Here is a 1,531-nt window from a genome sequence, read left to right as displayed (position 1 = left end):
GGATCAAGGATAACCGCGCGCATATTTCAAGTTCGCTTGCCCGGCTCGACACCGACTTCAGCAAGGTATCCGGTCAGTGACCAAAGAAAACATCGCATTGCACTGAACCGCCCACGCATTGGCGCGGTCGCTGACGAGCAACGGACTTGCGTCGCAGATCACGCACCAGGCCAGCTCCTGGATGGTCGAGATCAGCACTGGCTTGCGCCGCTCGGTGACGGCGCTCCTCGACTATGGATCGGTCATCCAGTGGTGGCGTCAGCGCACCGCGACCGAAAGCGGCCGGGCGCTCGTGGGCGAGGTGCTCTGGGCCATCCTCGTATCGCTGTTGCCAGCATTGCTGCTCGAATACCTGAGCGCCCGGCTCGTGCGCGGGCAGCGTGCGCGCATTGCGGCGAGGGGAATCGTCGATGTCGATGACACCCAGCCCGAGCTCAAGAAGGACGAACGCGCGGCCGTGCATGCGGAAGCCGTGGCGGAACGCTCCGGCAACGAGGTTGCCATCCAGATTGCAGAGCAGAAGGCCGATACCGCCCGTGGCGTGCGCCACGCCGCGCGTCACTGGACCTTGCTGCAACGTTTGCCGAGCGCGATCCTGCACAGCCTGCTCGCGCTGCTGCCGCTGATCGTCTTCACGATTGCGGCGACGGTGCTGATGTCCATCTTCATCGATGAGGGCACGCCCCAGGGCCGCTCCGTCGCGGCGCTCGTCGATGTCTATCTGATCTGCCGCGGCATCGTGATCGCGAGCGGGTTCTTCTTCGCGCCGCGTGCTCCGGGTCTGCGCCTCATTCAGATGAGCGATGAATCCGCCGCTTTTACACATCACTGGCTGGTCGCGATCGTCTCGGTCGCGGGTGCGGGCATTGCGCTTGCCGAGGGCGCCGCGCCACTGGGACTGACCAACGTCGCACATGATTCGATCATCAAGGCGGTTGCGCTGGTGGTCCACGTGCTGATTGCCATCGTGATACTGAAATGCCGCGTGACCGTCGCGCAATGGATTCGCGACAGCATGCGCGGACGCCGTCCGTTTGTGTTGTTCGGCAACTGGATCGCCGACATGTGGGCCGTCGCCGCCGTGTTCCTGGTGATGGCGCTATGGTTCGTCTGGGCACTCGACGTACACAACGGTTACCGCACGCTGTTTCATCTTTTCGGGGTGTCGCTGCTCGTGCTCGTCGCCGCGCGCGTTATCGCGATCGTGGTGTTCGGCGCGCTTGGACACATGTTCCACACGGCCGCCGAAGAAGAGGATCTCGCAACGAAGTCGATCGCGCACCGGCACGCATACCGGTACTACCCGCTGCTGCGGCGCGTCCTGCAAACATTGATCATCATAGGGCTCGTCCTGACGCTGCTGCAGGTCTGGGGCCTGCACGTCTTCTCGCTGTTTTCATCGGGCGGCGTGGGACACAGGCTTGCTTCGGCGCTGATCACGATTGCCGTGGCTGCGCTATTCGCCGTGATCGTGTGGGAAGGCGCCAACGTGCTGGTCGAGCAGCGGCTCGAGCGCTGGACCGCGAGCGGA

Annotated in this window: 1 pseudogene; it reads left to right on the top strand. The window is 63.7% G+C overall.

The features are described from left to right. Positions 1 to 181 precede the first annotated feature (181 nt). Positions 182 to 1,531: pseudogene (locus tag ACRXB1_RS35840) on the top strand (mechanosensitive ion channel protein); the annotation flags it as partial.

It is taken from the genome of Caballeronia sp. M23-90 (assembly GCF_053574605.1).
Note: the sequence above shows the minus strand (reverse complement) of the source record. Positions and strands in the feature narration are given on the sequence as shown.